We start from the raw sequence: 19403 nt of genomic DNA on the forward strand, positions 1-19403 counted from the left end.
GCCGTACCGACGGATGTCGATGGGTAGGGAGCCTGGTTTCTGACTGAATGTCCGAAATGCCGACCGCCGACCCCAACCCTAAACTTGACCTTTAGGGTTAGTCCTGTGTCTCCGTCACATCACCAAGGGACACAGTCTGGTGACACAGGACACTAGGTGGCTCCAGGCACGTGTTTCAACGAACACGCCGAGCTTCCCTTTTTCTTTTGAGCCTATGTGATCATCGGCCGGCTAACGAAACCGGGGGTGACCACCAAGGGTCGGGCCGACACCGAAAAGCGTCAAGCCCGCCCGTCGCCCACCGCCACCTTTTCGGCGGCGCGCTCCGCGCACCCTTGTGGCAGAGAACCTACCGGATCATCCCGACACCGCCGGCGCCTCAGGAGCGCTGACGTCGTAGTTCGTACCCTTCTGGTTCATCAGCGCCACCAGCACCCGGGCCTTTCGGTCGGTCTGCTCCGGGCTCCCCCAGCGAACCGTGGCACCCCCGCTGAGCTGCAGCTGGATGTCGTCGTAGGAGTGCACCAGCACCGCGCCGGCCCGGGCCGCCACCTCGGCCGGCAGGCCGGCCGCCACCGTCACCGCGCCCTGCACCAACTGCGGACGGGTGATCACCCCGCCCGCGTCCAGGGCCGGCTGACCGAGCTGGAGTTCCACCACCGGTACCCCCTCGGGGGCGGCCGGCTCGGTGGCGAAGCTCACTCCGGTGGCGTCGACCTGGGTGAACTGGCCGTCTTCCCCCTTGACAGCAGCGACCGCCTTGCGCTGGGTGACCTTCACCCGCAGGGTGTGCGGCCAGCCCCGCCAGACCTCGGCCCTGGCCACCCGAGGGATGGCCTCGACCCGTTGCCTGACGTCGTCCAGGTCCACCCGGGCCAGCGGGCCGTCACCGACCCCGCCGATCACCGCACGCACCTGGTCGACCGTCAGTTTTTCGTCCTCCGCCCCCTGGACCGAGACGTTGCGCACGTCCAGCACCGAGGAGAAGAACACCAGCCAGGCCAGCACGCCCAGCACCGTGGCGCCGAGCACGCCCAGCACCACGATGCCCCGCCGGGAGAGCCGGAGCCGGGGAGCGGACTCCTCGGCCTCCAGCTCCTCGTCCAGCGGATCGGCGAGCCGGCCGTCAGCCACGGCGGCGACCACCTCGGGCGGCCTCGATCGCCTCGTACACCATTCCCACCAGCAGCTCGTCGGCGTCCCGGCGGCCGAACTCGGCGGCGGCCCGGCTCATGTCCCAGAGCTTCTGCGGGTCGGTGAGCACCGGCAGCACGTTCTGCAGCACCCAGTCCGGGGTCAGCTCGGCATCGTCCACCAGCAGACCGCCACCCGCCTTGACCATCGGCTGGGCGTTCAGCCGCTGCTCGCCGTTGCCGATCGGCAGCGGGACGAAGGCGGCGGGCAGACCGACCGCCGCCAGCTCGGCCACCGTCATGGCGCCGGCCCGGCAGAGCATCAGGTCGGCGGCGGCATAGGCCAGATCCATCCGGTCCACGTAGGGCACCGCGCGGTACGGCGGCATCCCGGGGATGTCGTCCACCTGCGGCAGCTCGTTCTTCGGGCCGACCGCGTGCAGGATCTGCACGCCGTACTGCTGGAGGCGCGGCGCGATGGTCTGCACGGTCTCGTTGAGCCGGCGCGCGCCCTGCGAGCCGCCGGAGACCAGCAGGGTGGGCAGCCGCTGGTCGAGGCCGAAGTAGTGCCGGGCCTCCGGGCGCGCCGCGTTGCGGTCCAGAGTGGCGATGGTCCGGCGCAGCGGGATGCCGATGTACCGGGAGTCGCGCAGCTTGCTGTCCGGCGTGGAGACGGCGACGAAGTCGCTGTAGCGGGCCCCGATCTTGTTGGCCAGACCGGGCCGGGCGTTGGCCTCGTGCACCACGATCGGCACCCCGGCCCGCTTGGCGGCCAGGTAGGCGGGCATCGCGACATAGCCGCCGAAGCCGACCACGGCGTCGGCGTTGACCCGCTCGATGATCTCCTGGGCGGCCCGGACGGTGCCGCGCAGCCGGCCCGGGACGGTGATCAGCTCGGGAGTGGGCTTGCGGGGCAGCGGGACGGCCGGGATCAGCTCCAGATGGTAGCCGCGCTCGGGTACCAGCCGCGTCTCCAGACCGCGCTCGGTACCCAGGGCGGTGATCCCGATGGACGGGTCGTGCCTGCGGAGGGCGTCCGCGAGGGCGAGGGCCGGCTCGATGTGACCGGCGGTCCCCCCGCCGGCGAGTACGACATGCACCGAAATTCACCGCTCCCTGCGTGCCGGCCGCGGGGCCGGGCGCGCTGTGGTTCGTCGTCGTGGCAGCACCCGGGCCAGTCGTCTCCTGATCCGGGAGTTCTTGCTCCGGGCGGCCAGGGCCGCCTTCGCGCCCGAGGTGCTGCGTGCGAGGCAGAGCAGCACACCGATCGCGGACATGGCCGACAGCATGGCGGAACCGCCGTAGGAGAACAGCGGGAGCGGGACGCCCGCGATGGGCAGCAGTCCCAGCGCCGACCCCAGGTTGATCATGGCCTGCGCCATGATCCAGGTGGTGGCGGCTCCCGCGGCGTACCTGACGAAGGGATCCTTCGTACCGATGGCCACACGGATACCCGCGTAGCCTAGTGCCGAGAAGAGACCGATCACCGACAGCGTCCCCACCAGACCGAGTTCCTCGCCCGTCGCGGCGAAGATGAAGTCGGTGTGCGCCTCGGGCAGCTGGCCCCATTTCTCGACGCCGGCACCGAGGCCGGAACCGAACGGACCGCCGAGCGCGAACGAGTAGACGCCGTGCAGGGCCTGGAAGCAGGCCCCCTCGGGATCGAGTTTGGTGACGCCGATGCAGCCGAGCCGCTCGGCCCGGTGCGGCACGGTGACCACCAGCGCGGTGCAGACCACGACGGCGACGCCGACGGTGGCGACGAACAGCCGCAGCGGGGCGCCGACCATCCAGAGCATCGCGAACAGCATGGCGACCAGGATTATCGAGGTGCCCATGTCCCCACCGACCATGATCAGCGCGAGCAGCAGCAACGCGCCCGGCACCAGCGGCACCAGCAGGTGCTTCCACTGGCTCAGGGTGCCGGCCTTCTGCTTGCGGGCCAGCAGGTCCGCGCCCCAGAGCACCAGGGCCAGCTTGGCGAACTCGGACGGCTGGAACTGGAAGAAGCCGAAATCCAGCCAGTTCCGGTTGCCGTTGATCTCCATCCCGATCCCGGGGATGGCGACCAGGGCCAGCGCGCCGATCACACCGAACATCACGGGGTAGACGATCACCCGCAGCACCGCCAGCGGCACGGAGGCGAAGCCGATCAGCAGCACCAGGCCCAGCAGGGCGGCGATCAGCTGCTTGAGGAAGTAGTACTGGGCCGAGTGGTGCTGGCCCAGGGCGAGGATCTGCGAGGCCGAGAAGACCATCAGCAGGCCGAGCACGACCAGCAGCAGCGTCGAGCCGATGATCAGCAGATAGGGCGTGAGCGGGCGGTCCAGGGCGTACCGGAGCCGGGCCCGGAAGGCCTGCACCCGGGCCACCGGGCCGGCGGACTTGTACGCGGTCGTAGTGGCCGAGATCACCCGCCACGGGTTGGCGGCGCCCTGCTCCGACGCACCGGAGCCGCCCTCCCTGCCCTGACCCGCCACCACGCCCTGCTCTCCCTCTTCTGTGGCTCGCTCGCCTCCGGGCCGCTCGGATCCGGTGCCGACGGTCGTCGCTCCAAGACCCCTCGTACCTCAGGGCCTCCTCGCTCCATCCCTCTCGACACCGGCGCGGCCCTTCGACTCACGAGCCATGCACCGCTCCAAGACCCCTCGTACCTCAGGGCCTCCTCGCTCCATCCCTCTCGACACCGGCACTCACGAGCCGTGCGCTCAGCTGTCCGCCAGCTCCCGGACGGCGGCGGCGAAGAGGTCGCCGCGCTCGCCGTAGTTGGTGAACATGTCCATCGAGGCGCAGGCCGGGGCCAGCAGCACCGTGTCACCCGATTGGGCGAGTGACGCGGCCGTACGAACCACTTCGGCCATCGCCACCGCGCCAGTCTGGCCCTCGGCCGCCTCGATCACCGGGACATCCGGCGCGTGTCGCGCCAGCGCCTCGCGGATCAGCGCGCGGTCCTCACCGATCAGCACGGCGGCGCGCAGCCGCTCGGCCGCGCCCTGGACCAGGTCGTCGAAGGTGGCGCCCTTGGCCAGTCCGCCGGCGATCCAGACGATCGGCCGGTAGGCGGCCAGCGAGGCCGCCGCGGCGTGGGTGTTGGTGGCCTTGGAGTCGTCGATGTACGTGACCCCGCCGACCACGCCGACCTCGGCGATCCGGTGGGCGTCCGGCCGGAAGGCCCGCAGGCCCTCACGGACGGCCGCCGGCTCGACGCCGTACGCCCGGGCGAGCGCGGCGGCGGCGAGCGCGTTGGCGACGTTGTGCGGGGCCGGCGGGTTCACGTCCTCGACGGAGCCCAGCTCGGCGGCGCTCTTGGCGCGGTCCGGCACGAAGGCCCGGTCCACCAGCAGGCCGTCCACCACGCCGAAGCTCGACGGGCCGGGCGAGCCGAGGCCGAAACCGATCGCCCGGCAGCCCTCCTCGACGTCGGCCTCGCGGACCAGCGCCTCGGTGGCCGGGTCGGCCAGGTTGTAGACGCAGGCGACGACGTTGCCCTCGTAGATCCGGCCCTTGTCGGCGGCGTACGCCTCCATCGAGCCGTGCCAGTCGAGGTGGTCGGGCGCCAGGTTGAGCACGGCCGCCGAGTACGGGCGCAGCGAGGGAGCCCAGTGCAGCTGGTAGCTGGAGAGCTCGACGGCGAGCACGTCGTACGGCTCCTCGGCGAGCACCGCGTCCAGCACCGAGACCCCGACGTTGCCGACGGCGGCGGTGCGCCTGCCGGCGGCGGTGAGGATCGAGGCGAGCATCTGGACGGTGGTGGTCTTGCCGTTGGTGCCGGTGACGGCCAGCCAGGGGGCGGGCTCGCCGGTGGACTCCAGCGGCTTGCGCAGCCGCCAGGCCAGTTCGACGTCGCCCCAGACCTCCACGCCGGCCGCCTCGGCGGCGGCGAACAGCGGGCTGCTGGGCGGCCAGCCGGGCGAGGTGACGACCAGCCGGGTGCCCTCGGGCAGAGTGTCGCCGTCACCGAGGCGGACGGTGACGCCCTGCTGCTCCAGCTCGTCCGCGCGGGCCTTCAGGCCCTCGCCGGAGCCGCCGTCCACGACGGTGACCCGGGCGCCGAGGCCGCGCAGCACGCGGGCGGCGCTGATGCCGGAGACGCCGAGCCCGGCGACGGTGACCGGCAGTCCGGCCCAGGCGAGGTCGGTCATCCGGTCACCCATCCCGCGTAGAAGAGGCCGAGACCGACGGCCACGCAGAGGCCCTGGATGATCCAGAACCGGACCACGATCAGGACCTCGCTCCAGCCCTTGAGTTCGAAGTGGTGCTGCAGTGGCGCCATCTTGAAGACGCGCTTTCCGGTCATCCGGAACGAGCCGACCTGGATGATCACCGACAGGGTGATGATCACGAAGAGGCCGCCGAGCAGCGCGAGCAGCATCTCGGTGCGCGAGCAGATCGCGAGGCCGGCCAGGGCGCCGCCGAGGGCCAGCGAGCCGGTGTCGCCCATGAAGATCTTGGCCGGCGAGGTGTTCCACCAGAGGAAGCCGAAGCACGAGCCCATCAGGGCGGCGGCGACCACCGCGAGGTCCAGCGGGTCGCGGACGTCGTAGCAGTTGGCGGTGGCGGAGATCGAGTAGGCGCAGCTCTGGCCGTACTCCCAGACGCCGATGAAGGTGTAGGCGCCGAAGACCATCACCGAGGCGCCGGTGGCCAGGCCGTCCAGACCGTCCGTCAGGTTCACGCCGTTCGACATCGCGGCGATCATGAAGTAGGCCCAGATGACGAACAGCACCGGGCCGACGGACCAGCTGAAGTCCCGTACGAAGGAGAGGTGCTGGGACGCCGGGGTGAGCCCGCGGTCGTCGGCGAACTGCAGCGAGAGGATCGCGAAGGCGAGGCCGACGAAGGACTGGCCGAACAGCTTCGCCTTGGCCCGCAGGCCGAGCGAGCGGCGCTTGACGACCTTGATGTAGTCGTCCAGGAAGCCGACCAGGCCCAGACCCACCGTCAGGAACAGCACCAGCAGACCGGAGGCGGTCGGGGTCTCGCCCGTTATCGCCTTGGTCGCGAAGTAGGCGATCAGCGTCGCCAGGATGAAGGCGATACCGCCCATCGTGGGCGTGCCGCGCTTGCTGTGGTGGGCCTTGGGACCGTCGTCACGGATGTACTGGCCGTAGCCGTGCTTGGCGAGCAGCTTGATCAGGGCCGGGGTGCCGAGCAGCGACAGGACCAGGCCGATCATGCCGGAGAAGAGGATCTGCTTCATCAGTTGGCCGCACCGTCCGCGAGCAGCGTTTCGGCCACCTTCTCCAGCCCCACCGAACGGGACGCCTTCACCAGGACCACATCCCCCGGCCGCAGCTGACTGCGCAGCAACTCGACCGCCGCGTCCGCGTCGGACACCAGCACCGACTCCTCACCCCACGAACCTTCGTTCCTAGCGCCCAGTTCCATACAGGCCGCCTCACGCCCGCCGACCGCCACCAGCTTGGTGACGTCGAGCCGGACCGCGAGCCGCCCGATGGCGTCGTGCTCGGCCAGGCTTTCCTCGCCGAGCTCCCGCATCTCGCCGAGCACCGCCCAGGTACGGCGGCGCTCCGGGCCGCGCCCTCCCATCGAGACCAGCGCCCGCAGCGCGGCCCGCATCGAGTCGGGGTTCGCGTTGTAGGCGTCATTGACGACGGTGACACCATCGGCCCGGTCGACGACCTCCATGCGCCAGCGGGACAGCGCACCCGCCTCGCTCAGCGCTTCGGCGGCGTCGTCGACGGACATCCCGAGCTCCACCGCCACCGCTGCGGCGGCGAGGGCGTTCGAGACGTGGTGCTCACCGTACAGGCGCAGCTGCACGGGTGCGGAACCGGCCGGGGTGGTCAGCGTGAACGATGGCCGTCCGGTGGAGTCCAGGCGAACATCCTGTGCGCGGACGTGGGCGTCCGGCGACTCCCCGAACAGCACCACCCTGGCCCTGGTCCGGGCCGCCATCGCGCGCACCAGCCGGTCGTCGGCGTTGAGGATCGCGGCGCCGTCCGCGGGCAGTGCCTCGACTAGCTCGCCCTTGGCCTCGGCGATCGCCTCCTGGGAGCCGAACTCGCCGACGTGCGCGGTGCCGACGTTCAGCACCAGGCCGATCCGGGGCGGGGTGATCGAGGTGAGGTACTCGATGTCGCCCTTGTGCCGGGCGCCCATCTCCATCACCAGGTGCCGGGTGCCGGGCTCGACCCGCAGCGCGGTCATCGGGTGCCCGATCTCGTTGTTGAGCGAGCCGGGCGGGTAGACGGTGTCGCCCAGGCGCTGGAGCAGCTGGGCGATCAGGTCCTTGGTGCTGGTCTTGCCGGCCGAGCCGGTCAGCGCCACCACGGTGGTCGCCTCGGCCCGGGCGACCACGGTCCGGGCCAGCTTGCCCAGCGCGTCCACCACGCTGTCGACCAGCACGGCGGGCACACCGACCGGCCGGGAGGCCAGCACCGCGACGGCGCCGGCCGCGACGGCCCGCTCCGCGTAGTCGTGTCCGTCCACGTGCTCGCCGGCGAAGGCCGCGAACAGGCAGCCGGGGCGCACCTTGCGGGAGTCGACCTCGACCGGGCCGGTCACCGGGGTCGCGGGGTCGGCGCCGTCCAGGGTGCCTCCGACTGCTGCGGCCACCTCGGCCAGGGTCAGTGCGATCACGGCTGCTCTACTCCTCCGGTGCCCCGGGCGGCCGTGGTCTGCGTGATGGATTCGCGCAGCACCTCCCGGTCGTCGAAGGGGCGGATCTCGTCTCGTACGTACTGGCCGAGCTCATGGCCCTTGCCGGCCACCAGCACGGTGTCCCCGGCCTGGGCGCGGGCCACCGCGAGGTGGATCGCCTCGGCGCGGTCGGGGACGACCAGGACGGCCCCGCGCTCGGCCTCCGGCACCGAGGCGGCGCCGGTCAGCATGGTGGCGAGGATCGCCACCGGGTCCTCGCTGCGCGGGTTGTCGCTGGTCAGCAGGGCGGTGTCGGCCAGCCTGGCGGCGATGGCGCCCATCGGGGCGCGCTTGTGCGGGTCGCGGTCGCCGCCGCAGCCGACCACCACGTGCAGCCGGCCCTTGGTGACCTCGCGCAGCGAGGCGAGGACGGCCTGCAGCGCGTCGGGCTTGTGCGCGTAGTCGACCACCGCGACGAACGGCTGTCCGGCGTCCACCCGCTCCAGCCGGCCCGGTACCCCGGGCACCGCGGCGATCCCGGCGACGGCCTGCTCCAGCGGCAGCCCGGCGGTGACCAGCACGGTGATCGCGGCCAGCGCGTTGGCGACGTTGAACGGACCGGGCAGCGGGACGGCGGCGTCGGCCTCGGCGCCGTCGGGCCCCAGCACCCGGAAGGTCGAGCCCACCGGGCCGAGCTGGACGTCCACGGCCCGCCAGTCGGCCTCGGGCGCGCCGTTGGCGGAGAACGAGGCCACCGGGATCTTCGCCTCGGCGGCCAGCCTGCGCCCGTACTGGTCGTCCAGGTTGACCACGCCGCGCCGGGACTTGCCGGGCTGGAAGAGCCGGGCCTTGGCCTGGAAGTAGTCCTCCATGTCCGGGTGGAAGTCGAGGTGCTCGGGGGTGAGGTTGTTGAACAGGGCGACGTCGTACGTCACCCCGTCGGTGCGGCCGAAGACCAGCGCGTGGCTGGAGACTTCCATGGTCACCGCGTCCGCACCGCGCTCGCCCATCACGCCGAGGATCGCGTGCAGGTCGGTGGCCTCGGGGGTGGTCCGCTCGCTCTTGATCCGCTCGCTGCCGACCCGCATCTCGACCGTGCCGATCACCCCGGGGTTGCGCCCGGCGCCGCGCAGGCCGCCCTCGACCAGGTAGGACGTGGTGGTCTTGCCGTTGGTACCGGTCAGCCCGAGCATCAGCAGCCGCTCGGAGGGCCGGCCGTAGACGGCGGCCGCCAGCTCGCCCATCCGGGCCCGCGGCCGGTCGACCACCAGCAGCGGCAGGCCGGTGCCGGCCGCCAGCTCGGCGCCGGCCGGGTCGGTGAGCAGCGCCACCGCGCCCGCCGCGGCGGCCTGGGCCGCGAAGGCCGCGCCGTGGTGGTTGGCGCCCGGGAAGGCCACGTACACGTCGCCCGGGCGCACCGCGCGGGAGTCGTGGGTGACGCCGGTGACCGGGCCTCCCTCGACGGGCGCGAGGCCCAGCAGACGGGCCAGCTCGGCGAGCGGCAGGGCGGCCGTCTCGGCCGGGCGGGGCGGGCTCACGGTGATTTGATCGGGTTTCGGCACGGCGGGAAGGCTATCCGCCGAAGGGTGTCCAGGGCCAAACCGGGCCCTCGCCGCGCCGTCGTCCCACCCCGCCCGCTCGTTGCTCATGGTCGATCACGGCTTCCACTCGACGGCCAGGTTGGGCGCCTCGCTACCGCTCGGCGGCACCTGCAGGGTCTTCAGGGTGAACTCCATCACCTGCTTGAACACCGGACCGCAGAGCTGGCCGCCGAAGTGGCCGTTGACCGGGCCCTGGAGCACGCAGGAGACGGTCACCCGGGGAGCGTCGGCGGGGGCGAAGCCGATGAAGGACGCGGTGTAGCCGTCGTAGCCCTTGCCGTTCGCCGCCCCCCGGTTGGCCGTACCGGTCTTGCCCGCGATGCGGTAGCCGGGGATGGCCGCCTTGCCGCCGGTGCCCTGCTCGTCGGAGACGACCGACTCCAGCATCTCGGTGAGGGTCTTGGCGGTCTGCTCGCTGACCACCCGGGACTCCGCGCCGGGCGCGGCCGGGGTGTACTTCCCGTCGGGCGCGGTGGTGCCCTGGACGACGCTGGGCGCCACCCGCACGCCCCCGTTGGCGATCGTGGAGTAGACGGAGGTGGCCTGCAGCGCGTTGACCGTCAGCGGGCCCTGGCCGAACGAGATGTTGTACTTCTCCGACGCGACCAGGTCCTCCGGCTTCTTGAGCCCTCCGGCGGTCTCCCCGGGGAAGCCGAGACCGGTGGGCTCGCCGACGCCGAACTTGCGCATGTAGCCGTCGAGGATCCGGTTGGCCTCGGCCTGGTCCGCGCCGAGCGTCTCGGCGGCCTCGATGGTACCGATGTTGGAGGACTTGGCGAGCACCCCGGCCAGCGTCAGGTACCAGGTGCTGTGGTCGATGTCGTCCTTGAACTCCTGGCCTGCCCGGACCAGCCGGTTGGGGACGGTGACCTTGGTGTCCCAGGTCGCCTTGCCGGAGTCCAGCACGGCGGCCATGGTCATCAGCTTGGCGGTGCTGCCGGGCTCGTACGCGTCCTGCAGCGCGGGGTTCCCGAGCTGGGAGGACCTGGCCGTGCTCAGGTCGTTGGGGTTGAAGCCGGGCGAGGAGGCCATCGCCAGCACCTGGCCGGTCTTCACGTCCTGGACGATCACATAGCCCTTCTCCGCCCCGGAGTTGGCGACCTGGTCGGTGATGGCCCGCTGGGCGGCCCACTGGATGTCCCGGTTGATGGTCAGCCGCAGGTCGGTGCCGGGCACGGCCGGGTCCAGCGAGCCCCCGGCGGTGGGCACCAGCCGGCCGCCCGCCTGGGCGTAGCTGCTGTGGCCCTCCTTGCCGGCCAGCTGCTTCTGGTACTGCTGCTCCAGGCCGCCGGCGCCCTCGCCCTCGGCGTTGACGAAGCCGACCAGGTTGGCGGCGAGGCCGTCCGAGGGGTAGACCCGCTTCTGGGTGTCCCGGTTGAAGACCCCGGCCAGCGGGTTGGCGCACTCGTTGTCCACCCTGGTCCGCCCGCCCTCCTCGGCCGGCTTGTTCAGCAGCCGCTTCTGGGCCAGGCAGGCCTTGGAGTTCGCCTTCTTCTCCAGGCTCGACTTGAGGTCGCTGATCTGGTTCTTGGTGTCCGGGGTCTGCTGGGCGGCGAGCCGCTTGTAGCGCGTCTTGGGGGTGTGCAGGTCGGCGGCGATCTTCTCCTTGGGCAGGCCGAGGATCGGTGCCAGCAGCGCGGCCGCCTGTTCCGGCGCGTCCGGGATCCCGGAGGACGCCGGGGTGAACATGGCCGGGTCGGCGGTGATGTCGTACGCGTCGACGGTGGTGGCCAGCGCCACACCGTCGGCGGACGTTATCGAGCCGCGCTCGGCGGTGATCGGGATGCTCTGGTAGCGGTTGGTGTTGGCGTCGGCGGCCAGCGCGTCCGAGTCCAGCAGCTGGAGCTGGACCAGGCGGCCGGCGAACACCGAGAACACCAGCGACATCACGACGGTGATCACCCGCAGCCGGCGGCGCGGGTCGGCCAGCCGGATCCCCTTCGGCCGCTGCGGCGGGCGGGGCCTGGGGCGCGGCTTGGCGCCCGCCTGACCGCGGGCCGGCGGGCGGCCCTCCGGGCGGCGCTGCTGCGGGGCCCGGGGCGTCCTCGCGGCGAACGGCTGCTGCGCCCTGGGGGGCTGCCCCTTGGGCGCCTGGGTCTTCGGGGGCTGCTTCGACCGCGCGGACTGGGGCTTGGCCGGCTGCGCCTTGCCGGGCTGGGCCTTGCCGGACTGGCCGCGCGGGGCGGGCGGCCGCCGGCCGCCCGTGCCGCCGGTGGGCTGTCGGGGCGTGCTCATCGGCCCGCACCTCCGCTCGCGGGCGGCGCCGGGTTGATCTGGACGGTGCCGTCACCGACGGTGGCCGCCGGCGCCGGGGCGCTCTGCTGCGCACTCGGCGCGGGCTGCCTGCCCGGCCACGGTTCGGCGGTGGACCGCTTCACCGGGGGGCTGTCCTGGGCCGGACCGGGTTTGCCGATCACCGTGCCACCGTTCTGGAGATCGAGGAAGGCCATCCCACCGGCCGGTACCATGCCCAGCTCGCCGGCCCGGCGCGCGAGCGCGTCCGGCGCGGAGCTCTGGTCGATCTGGTGCTGGAGGCCCTGCTGCTCGTCGGTGAGCACCGTGGTCTGCCGCTGCAGCTTGGACAGCTCGAAGGAGCCTTCGTTGAGCGCGGTGTTCAGCGCGAGCAGCCCGAGCATCCCCGCCGCCAGCAGGACCACCACCAGGACGGCGAACGGCGTCCGCCCCCGGGAGCGCCGCCCCGGCCGGACCGTGATCCGCGCCCTGCCGCCCTGTCCGGGGAGCACTGCTCTCCCCGCCCCGCCTCCGGCCACCGGCCCCACGCTCTTCCTCCGCCCTTCGGACCGCCCCGGAGCCTGGTCAGCCCCGGGTGCTTCGGTCCCTGATCCTCTCCGCCACCCGCAGCCGCACGGGCGCGGCACGCCGGTTCTCCTCGATCTCCTCCTCGGTAGCCAGTTCGGCACCGCGAGTGATCAGCTTCAGCCAGGGCTGGTGCTCCTCCGGGATGAACGGCAGCCCGGGCGGGGCGCTGCTGGTCGCCCCGGCCGCGAAGTACTGCTTGACCAGACGGTCCTCCAGCGACTGGTAGGACATCACGGCGATCCGCCCGCCCAGCGCCAGCACGTCCAGCGCCCCCGGGATCGCGCGGTCCAGCACCTCCAGCTCGCCGTTGACCTCGATCCGCAGCGCCTGGAAGGTGCGCTTGGCCGGGTTCCCGCCGGTGCGCCGGGTGGCGGCCGGGATGGCGTTGCGTACCAGATCGACCAGACGCGCGCTGGTGGTGAACGGTTCCTTCTCGCGCTCCCGCACGATCACCGAGGCGATCTTGCCCGCGAACCGCTCCTCACCGTAGACCTTGAGGATCCGGGCCAGCTGCCCGTGACTGTAGGTGTTCAGCACCTCGGCCGCGCTCAGGCCGCGGGTCTGGTCCATCCGCATGTCCAGCGGGGCGTCCTGGGCGTACGCGAAGCCGCGCTCCGCCTCGTCCAGCTGCATCGAGGAGACGCCGAGGTCGAACAGGATGCCCTGCACCTCGGCGATGCCGAGCCGCTCCAGCACCTCGGGGATCTCGTCGTAGACGGCGTGCACCAGGGTGGCCCGGTCGCCGAACGGGGCGAGGCGCTCGCCGGAGAGCTTCAGCGCGGCCGGGTCACGGTCCACCGCGACCAGCCGGACGTCCGGGAACTGGGTCAGCAGGGCCTCGCTGTGCCCGCCGAGGCCGAGGGTGGCGTCCACCACCACGGCGCCCGGCCGCGAGATCGCCGGGGCCAGCGCGTCCATGCACCGCTGCAGCATCACAGGGACGTGCTTGGGGGCCGGATCGTTGGTGCTCATGCGCGGTGGCGCCCTTCCTCGGTGCGAAGCAGCCCGATGTCCGGGAGCTCCGACCATTTTGGCCCACCGCGCACCGGAGCCGACGCATGGGGCCGTGACGCGGCCCGTGGTCCCCGCCCGCTCAAGGGGAAGGTCGTGACCGCCCGGCGCCGGGGAAGGTGCGCCAGGTGGCACGGAGCGGGTGGAGGCCACGGGCCGCGTCGACCGCGGCACCGGCCGGAAAGGCCCGGTTGACGGGGTCCGGCGGGTGTGCTCCACTGCGCGGCAACTCTATCGCGCGCACCCGGTCAGTCAATGGCCCGCTCCGGCGCACCACCCGGGCGGCGGTACGGATCGCCGCAGGTCGCGAGCGCCGGGGCGGACCGCCGTCGGCGCAGCCCCGGAGGCGCGCGGGACTGCCCCGCACACCGGCCCGCCGGGCCTCCGAGAATCCGGACGAATGGGGTCAGAACGCCCTGACCAGCACCTCCGGGACCTGCCGCGTTGTGGATATGCGCTCGGTCACAGCCGCCCGCTCTGTAGCCCCCCACCCCACCACGAGCGCGGAAATCGCACTAACGTCTCCAGCATGACAGTGACCCCCGACCGGCCCACGCCGACCGCCGCTGCCGGCTCCGCCAAGCCGACCATCATCGACCGCTTCGTGGCGGCGAACCGCGAGTACGCGGTGACCTTCCGCGACGGGGGCATGGACGCCCGTCCGGTCCAGAAGATCGCCGTGGTGGCGTGCATGGACGCCCGGCTCGACCTGTTCGCGGCGCTCGGCCTCGAACTCGGCGACGCCCACGTCATCCGCAACGCCGGCGGCGTCGTCACCGACGACACCATCCGCTCGCTCACCATCAGTCAGCGCGCCCTGGGGACCCGCTCGATCGCGCTGATCCACCACACCGGCTGCGGCCTGCTGGGCCTCACCGAGGACTTCCGCCGCGAGCTGGCGCAGGAGGTCGGCCAGCGCCCGCAGTGGGCGGTGGAGGCCTTCACCGACCTCGACAGCGACGTCCGGCAGTCCATGCAGCGGGTCCGCACCTCGCCGTTCCTGCTCCACACGGACGACGTGCGCGGCTTCGTCTTCGACGTCCACACCGGGCTGCTCCGCGAGATCGGCTGACCCCTCCCGTCCCACCGGCCACGTCCAGGCCCGGCCAGCGTCGCCCGGGCCCCGCCGGGCGTCCGCCCGTACCGTCTCGGAGCGCTTCCGCTCCGCCCCTGACCGCTTCCCCGGTGCTTCCCGGCCGGATGGTGACTTCTGGCCACCGCCCGGGGGAGAATGCGCCTGCCGGTCTGACCCCGAACCACCTGGGGCGGCCAGGCCGCAGGCCGTACCCCGGCACCGGCTCCCTGTTCGGAACCGCTCCCGGAGGGGCCGCGTCAAGCATGGGGTGGGGGCCGGTCTCGGGGTGAGGCGGGCACAGCGTGCCAGGGAGCGAACGGGTGACGAGCTACAACGATCAGGCCGGTCTCGAAGGTCGTGCGGGAGGCGGCCGGCGGACCGGGGAAGCCCACCCGGCCGGTCTGCCCGAGCTCGGCGCGGTCGTCGACCGGGTGCGCGCCAACATCGAGAGCGTGATCGAGGGCAAGCCGGAGGCCGTCCGGATCGCGCTGACCGTCCTGCTCGCCGAGGGCCACCTGCTGCTGGAGGACGTCCCCGGCGTCGGCAAGACCATGCTCGCCAAGGCGCTGGCCCGGTCCGTCGACTGCACCGTGCGGCGCATCCAGTTCACTCCGGACCTGCTGCCCTCCGACGTCACCGGCACCAACATCTACGACCAGCACCAGCGCGACTTCGAGTTCCGCCCGGGCGCGATCTTCGCCCAGATCGTGGTCGGCGACGAGATCAACCGGGCCTCGCCGAAGACCCAGTCCGCGCTGCTGGAGTCGATGGAGGAGCGGCAGGTCACCATCGACGGCACCAGCTACGAACTGCCCTCGCCGTTCATGGTGGTGGCCACGCAGAACCCGGTCGAGATGGAGGGCACCTACCCCCTCCCGGAGGCCCAGCGGGACCGCTTCATGGCCCGGATCTCGATCGGCTACCCGAGCACCGAGGCCGAGCTCGCGATGCTCGACGTGCACGCCGGTGCCAGCCCGCTGGAGGACCTCCAGCCGGTGGCGCACGCCGCCGACATCCTCAAGCTGATCGAGCTGGTGCGCACCGTGCACATCGCCGAGCCGGTCCGCCGCTACGCCGTCGACCTGGTCGCCGCCACCCGCAGCAGCCACGAGCTGCGGCTCGGCGCCTCGCCGCGCGCCACCCTGCACCTGGTGCGGGCCGCCCGCGCCGCCGCCGCCCTGGACGGACGCGACTACGTCACCCCGGACGACATCCAGCGGCTCGCCGTCCCGGTGCTCGCCCACCGTCTGATGCCGACCGCGGAGACCCAGCTCAGCCGCCGTACCGCCGAGCAGATCGTGGTCGACCTGGTCGCCCGGCTGCCGCTGCCGCGCCCGCAGGGCAGCCCGGCCGTCCGGAGGGGCTGAGGTGGGGCCGTCCGACGCACCGTCAGGCCTGCGCGCCGGCCTGCGCGGCCTCACCACCCGGGGCCGCTCCTTCCTCGCCGCCGGGCTGACCGCGGTGGTCTGCGCCTACCTCCTCGACCAGGACGCGCTGCTGCGCGTGGGCGTGCTGCTCGCCGCGCTGCCGCTGGCGGCCGCGCTGCTGCTGGCCAGCACCCGCTACCGGGTGGCCAGCGGCCGCCGGCTCAGCCCGCGCCGCGCCACCGCGGGCCAGGAGGCCCGGGTCCATCTGCGGGTCGACAACGTCTCCCGGGTGCCCACCGGCCTGCTGCTGCTGGAGGACAAGGTCCCGTACGTACTCGGGCCGCGCCCGCGCTTCGTCCTGGACCGGGTCGAGCCGCGCGGCAACCGCGAGGTCTCCTACCGGGTCCGCTCCGACCTGCGCGGCCGCTACCCGCTCGGCCCGCTCCAGCTGCGCCTCTCCGACCCGTTCGGGATGTGCGAGCTGAACCGTTCCTTCACCGCCTCCGACACCCTGACCGTCGTCCCGCAGGCGCAGCCCCTGCCGCACGTGCGGCTGAGCGGCGAGTGGGCCGGCCAGGGCGAGAGCCACACCCGCACCCTCGCGCTGGCCGGGGACGACGACGTGATCCTGCGCGAGTACCGGCCCGGTGACGACCTGCGCCGGGTGCACTGGAAGTCCACCGCCCGGTACGGCGAACTGATGGTGCGGCGCGAGGAGCAGCCGCAGAAGGCCCGGGCCAGCGTCCTGCTGGACACCCGGGAGGTCGGCCACCGGGGCAACGGCCCCGCGTCCTCCTTCGAGTGGGCGGTCGGCTGCGCCGCCTCGGTCGCCGTCCACCTGCTGGAACGCGGCTACCAGACCCGGCTGCTCACCGACACCGGCCACTGCGTGCCCGGCCCGGCCGCCGGCGGCAACACCGCGGCCGACGCCTCCGGTCTGATCCTGGACGCGCTCGCGGTGGTCGACCTCTCCGACGGCGGCGGGCTCTCCCGCGCCGAGGAACCGCTGCGGGCCTCCGGCGAGGGCCTGCTGGTCGCCGTCCTCGGCGAGCTGGACGAGGCCCAGACCGCCCGGCTGGCCCGGCTGCGCGGCCGGACCGGCGGCGCCGTGGTCTTCCTGCTCGACACCGACACCTGGGCCGGCCTGCGGCTGCTCGCCCCCGAGACCGGCGGTGACGAGTTCCGCGCCCGCGTCCAGCAGCTGCGCGAGGCCGGCTGGACGGTGCTGCCGGTCCGCGCCGGGGACTCCGCCCCCGACCTCTGGCAGGCCGCCGACCGGGCCAAGGCGTCCTCCCCCTACCGAGAAGAGGCCGGCGCGTGACCACCCGGGCCAAACTGACCGTGTACTCGGCGCTGGCCACCGCACTGGCCGCGCTCTGCCTGACCCCGCTGCTCACCACCAAGAGCTGGATCATCAACGCCTTCGTGGTGATCGCGGCGGTCGCGGCGTCCGGCGCAGGCCTGCGCCGGACGCCCTTCTACCGCTGGACGGTGCCGCTCGGGCAGCTCCTCGTCCTGTTCGTCCTGCTGCTGGTCGGCTTCGCCGGCTCCACCGCCGTGTGGGGCGGCGTCGTGCCCGGGCCGCGGTCGGTGCACACCCTCGGCCAGGTCCTCGGCACCGGGCTGGACGACATCCAGGAGTACGCCATCCCGGCGCCGCCCAACCCGGGCCTGCGACTCATCCTGGTCGCCTCCGTCGGGCTGATCGCCGTCGTGGTGGACACCGTCGCGGTGACCTACCGGCGCTCGGCGCTGGCCGGGCTGCCCCTGCTGGCCCTGTACTCGGTCGGCAACGGCCTGGCCGGCAGCGGCGGCAGCTGGATCTGGTTCGCACTGGCGGCCGGCGGCTACCTGGTGCTGCTCTTCGCCGAGGGCCAGGACCGGGTCTCCCGCTGGGGCCGGGTCTTCCGCGGCAGCTCGCGCGGCACCGGGGGCACCGGCGCGCTCAGCCAGGGCGGCCAGCGGGTCGGTGTACTGGCCCTCGCGCTGGCCCTGCTGCTGCCGGTCTTCCTGCCGCGCTGGGACGCCGGCCTGATCCACGGCACGTCCGGCCCGGGCTCGGGCAAGGGCTCCGGCTCCGGGGGCGCGGCCAGCCTGGACCCGCTGGTCACGCTGGAGGCCGCGTTCAACAGCCCCAGCGACGAGGTGCTGCTCAACTACCGCATGGACGGCGACCAGGCCCAGTCCACCTACCTGCGCACCGGCTCGCTGGACACCTTCGACGGCGCCTCGTGGAAGCTCGTGAGCACCGGGCTGGGCGACCTCAAGAACCTCCCCCGCCCCGCAGGGCTCACCGACGCCGACCTCCCCACGATCGACGGCGACTTCGAGGTCACCGACCGGCTGGAGTCGGCCTGGCTGCCGGTGCCCTACCCGGCCAAAAGCATCACCGTCCCCAACCCCGACAGCTGGCAGGTGGACGCCCTCACCGACACCGTGCAGCCCACCAAGGACAAGGCGATCAAGGGCCTGAAGTACCAGGTCAGCGCCCTGGACGTACGGCCGACCGCCACGGAGCTGCGCACGGCGCCCGCCGCCCCGGCCCAGATCGTCGAGCACTACACCGAGCTGCCCAGGGAACTGCCCCCGGTCGTCGCGGAGAAGGCGCTGGCCGTCACCGCGAAGGCGCGCACCCCGTACGACAAGGCGCTGGCCCTGCAGTCGTGGTTCACCGGTCCCGAGTTCACCTACGACACCAAGATCCAGCCGGGCACCGGAAGCTCCGCGATCGAGACCTTCCTGCGGGACCGCAGGGGCTTCTGCGTCCACTTCGCCTCCACCATGGCGGCGATGGCCCGCACACTGAAGATCCCCGCCCGGGTCGCGGTCGGCTTCACCCCCGGCGACGCCAAGGGCGGCAACCAGTTCTCGGTGACCGGGCAGAAGTACCACGCCTGGCCCGAGCTGTACTTCGAGGGCTTCGGCTGGACGCGCTTCGAGCCCACCAAGAGCCGCGGCGTGCAGCCCAGCTACGCCGACCCGGTCTCCGCCCCCGCCACCGCTCCGACCCAGCAGCCGACCGCCGCCGCGCAGAGCACGGCCCCGGTGGCCGCGCCCTCCGTCGGCAGCGACTGCGACCCCAGGCTGCGTCGGCTGGGCGAGTGCGAGGACCGGAAGAAGACCGCCGCCGGCGCCCACGAGGAGTCCTGGCTGCTGTCCTGGCAGGTGCTGGGCACCCTCGCCGGGATCCTGGTACTGATCGCGCTGCTGCTCACCCCGATGTTCTGGCGGACGATGCTGCGCCGGCGCCGGATCGGTCCGGGCGGGCGCCGCCGGCCGGGCGGCAGCGGGCCCGCGGAGCTGACCGACGAACAGGTGCTGGCCGCCTGGGACGAGTTGGTCGACTCGGCCTGGGACCTCGGCATCCCGCCGGACGAGTCGCGCACCCCGAGGTCCGCCGCCCGCCGGATCTCCGAGACCGCCGAGCTGGACGAGGCCTCGGCGGCGGCCGCCGGGCGGGTGGCGCTGGCCGCCGAGCGGGTGCTCTACGCCCGCGACGCCCGGATCACCGCGCCGCTGGCGGCGGACGTCCGGACCGCCCGGGACGGCCTGCGGGCCGGAGCCGGCCGGACCGGCCGGACCAGGGCGGTGCTGTTGCCGCCGTCCTCGGCCCAGTTGTCGTGGCGGATCTCCGACGCCGTGCTGGCCGCCCGGCTCGCCGTCCGTGGCCGGGTCTCCCGGGTGACCGGGGCGGTCACCGGGCCGGTACGCCGGGCCTGGGGCGGGCTGCGGCGCCGGAAGGGCGGCGGGGAGTCCGGGGAGTCCTGAGGGACGCCCCCGGGACGGAACGCCG

The 19403-nt window shown here is 73.0% G+C and carries 14 protein-coding genes; 4 read left to right on the forward strand and 10 right to left on the reverse strand.

The window, feature by feature from the left end; all coding sequences use genetic code 11:
* Positions 1-357: 357 nt before the first annotated feature.
* The 10 genes from ACIQIB_RS28835 to rsmH all read right to left on the reverse strand — a co-directional run bounded on the left by ACIQIB_RS28835 (position 358) and on the right by rsmH (position 13129).
* On the reverse strand, positions 358-1134 hold the full coding sequence (locus ACIQIB_RS28835) for an FtsQ-type POTRA domain-containing protein (protein WP_363607312.1): 777 nt from the start codon (positions 1132-1134) through the stop codon (positions 358-360).
* Positions 1127-2233, reverse strand: coding sequence for an undecaprenyldiphospho-muramoylpentapeptide beta-N-acetylglucosaminyltransferase (gene murG / locus ACIQIB_RS28840; RefSeq protein ID WP_363607311.1), 1107 nt, complete (start codon positions 2231-2233; stop codon positions 1127-1129). Before murG ends, ACIQIB_RS28835 begins: the two co-directional genes overlap by 8 nt.
* A 6-nt stretch (positions 2234-2239) precedes the next feature.
* Positions 2240-3616: a putative lipid II flippase FtsW gene (gene ftsW / locus ACIQIB_RS28845; RefSeq protein ID WP_400761549.1), complete on the reverse strand. Its 1377-nt coding sequence runs from the start codon at positions 3614-3616 to the stop codon at positions 2240-2242.
* A gap of 225 nt (positions 3617-3841) precedes the next feature.
* Positions 3842-5275, reverse strand: coding sequence for a UDP-N-acetylmuramoyl-L-alanine--D-glutamate ligase (murD, locus tag ACIQIB_RS28850; RefSeq protein ID WP_400761592.1), 1434 nt, complete (start codon positions 5273-5275; stop codon positions 3842-3844).
* Positions 5272-6333, reverse strand: a complete 1062-nt coding sequence (gene mraY, locus ACIQIB_RS28855) for a phospho-N-acetylmuramoyl-pentapeptide-transferase (RefSeq protein WP_363607310.1) — start codon at positions 6331-6333, stop codon at positions 5272-5274. The genes murD and mraY overlap by 4 nt, the downstream gene beginning before the upstream one ends.
* Positions 6333-7736 carry a UDP-N-acetylmuramoyl-tripeptide--D-alanyl-D-alanine ligase gene (gene murF, locus ACIQIB_RS28860; protein ID WP_400761552.1) on the reverse strand — a complete coding sequence of 468 codons (1404 nt, stop codon included), beginning with the start codon at positions 7734-7736 and terminating at the stop codon, positions 6333-6335. Before murF ends, mraY begins: the two co-directional genes overlap by 1 nt.
* On the reverse strand, positions 7733-9298 hold the full coding sequence (locus ACIQIB_RS28865; RefSeq protein ID WP_363607308.1) for a UDP-N-acetylmuramoyl-L-alanyl-D-glutamate--2,6-diaminopimelate ligase: 1566 nt from the start codon (positions 9296-9298) through the stop codon (positions 7733-7735). The genes murF and ACIQIB_RS28865 overlap by 4 nt, the downstream gene beginning before the upstream one ends.
* Before the next feature lie 93 nt (positions 9299-9391).
* Positions 9392-11572, reverse strand: coding sequence for a penicillin-binding transpeptidase domain-containing protein (locus tag ACIQIB_RS28870; RefSeq protein WP_400761556.1), 2181 nt, complete (start codon positions 11570-11572; stop codon positions 9392-9394).
* Complete coding sequence (locus ACIQIB_RS28875; RefSeq protein WP_363607306.1) at positions 11569-12081, reverse strand: cell division protein FtsL; 513 nt, start codon at positions 12079-12081, stop codon at positions 11569-11571. Before ACIQIB_RS28875 ends, ACIQIB_RS28870 begins: the two co-directional genes overlap by 4 nt.
* A 73-nt stretch (positions 12082-12154) precedes the next feature.
* The gene (gene rsmH / locus ACIQIB_RS28880; protein ID WP_363607305.1) at positions 12155-13129 is read right to left on the reverse strand and encodes a 16S rRNA (cytosine(1402)-N(4))-methyltransferase RsmH; all 975 of its coding nucleotides are present in this window, start codon (positions 13127-13129) and stop codon (positions 12155-12157) included.
* 568 nt (positions 13130-13697) lie between these two features.
* Here rsmH and ACIQIB_RS28885 point away from each other — a divergent pair.
* From ACIQIB_RS28885 to ACIQIB_RS28900, 4 genes are all read left to right on the forward strand, one after another.
* Positions 13698-14240, forward strand: coding sequence for a carbonic anhydrase (locus ACIQIB_RS28885; protein ID WP_363607304.1), 543 nt, complete (start codon positions 13698-13700; stop codon positions 14238-14240).
* Positions 14241-14563: 323 nt separating this feature from the next.
* A complete protein-coding gene (locus tag ACIQIB_RS28890) occupies positions 14564-15610 on the forward strand; it encodes an AAA family ATPase (RefSeq protein ID WP_400656616.1) in 1047 nt (348 codons plus the stop codon).
* A gap of 1 nt (position 15611) precedes the next feature.
* Complete coding sequence (locus ACIQIB_RS28895; RefSeq protein WP_400761559.1) at positions 15612-16931, forward strand: DUF58 domain-containing protein; 1320 nt, start codon at positions 15612-15614, stop codon at positions 16929-16931.
* Positions 16928-19378: a transglutaminaseTgpA domain-containing protein gene (locus tag ACIQIB_RS28900; RefSeq protein WP_400761561.1), complete on the forward strand. Its 2451-nt coding sequence runs from the start codon at positions 16928-16930 to the stop codon at positions 19376-19378. Before ACIQIB_RS28895 ends, ACIQIB_RS28900 begins: the two co-directional genes overlap by 4 nt.
* Positions 19379-19403 lie beyond the last annotated feature (25 nt).

The sequence above is a fragment of the Kitasatospora sp. NPDC092286 genome, from assembly GCF_044755565.1.
Classification (GTDB): domain Bacteria; phylum Actinomycetota; class Actinomycetes; order Streptomycetales; family Streptomycetaceae; genus Kitasatospora.